We start from the raw sequence: 1,051 nt of genomic DNA on the forward strand, positions 1-1,051 counted from the left end.
TGTGCAGCACCCAGCTTAAGGAGGCTGTAGGCCAGCATCAGCAGGTGCCAGTGCCGACTGGCACCTGCGGCATGCCGGAGCTCGCAGTCGCCAAAACCGAGGTCCTGCTTGGTGTCTCTGAAGAACGTCTCGATGCGCCATCTCATCGCGTACAACTCGATGAGATGGCTCGCGGGCGCGTCGATCTTGTTCGACACGATGTACTTCACGCTCGGTTCGTCGTCTTCGTTGTCCCCACTCGGTTCTTTCGTCGTAATTAGCAACTTCACCTCGCCGAGGCGACCGACCTCACGCTTCTGCGTCCAGATGTGGTAGGTGTCGCCGTCAATCGTCCGAGGAACCGTGTCGACGCGCTCGGCCAGCGCGTCGACACGGATGCGTTCACCACCGTACGTGACGCGTGCGTCACTCTTTACCGCGGAAACCCACTCTTTGCCGTAGCCTTCAAGGTGTGTAACGAACTCTTCGGAACAGTAGCTTATGTCGAAGAGATAGGTGTCCGCCGGGACACCTATCTCGATGAGTTCATCAACGAGGTCGATAGCGAGTTCGACGCGACGTTTCGCGTTCTTTTCGTAGAGGCGGAAGCCGAGTGGGTATGTGGTTTTCTCGTCGGCGTAGAGTGCGTAGATGAGGTTTTGTCCCCAGATGTAGCCTGGGACGGTGTGGTCGTAGAATTTCCCCGCGTTGGGGATTTTCTCGCCTGTTTTGTGCGTGAAGGTGTCGTCGATGATGACGACACCTTCACTGGACCAGCGGGTGTCGTCGGCTTGCTGGAGAAGTTCAAGTCGCTCTTTATTCAGCTGGTCTTCGTCCCAGTCGTACTCAGTGAGGAACTTGTTGAGAGCGCGTTCGCTCTTGGCTGGAAGCACGTGTGTGGAGATGCCGTCCACGGTCTTGTTGCTGGCCGCAACAAGACCGGTGACGTAGGTCTTGGCATGGTACTTTTGCCGGGTCGAAAAGCACGCTAATTCGTCAATTGGAGCGGTACAAGACAGAAACGACGTGAGTGGAAGCATCCGATTTTCACGTCATCTACGCGCTACACCAG

At 56.5% G+C, this 1,051-nt stretch carries 1 protein-coding gene; it reads right to left on the bottom strand.

Translation table 11 applies throughout. The features are described from left to right. Positions 1-1,019, bottom strand: a 1,019-nt coding sequence (locus O2S87_RS18610) for an IS701 family transposase (RefSeq protein ID WP_475410213.1), incomplete at its 3' end; no start/stop codon positions are given. Positions 1,020-1,051: the final 32 nt, after the last annotated feature.

It is taken from the genome of Halohasta sp. A2 (assembly GCF_056175805.1).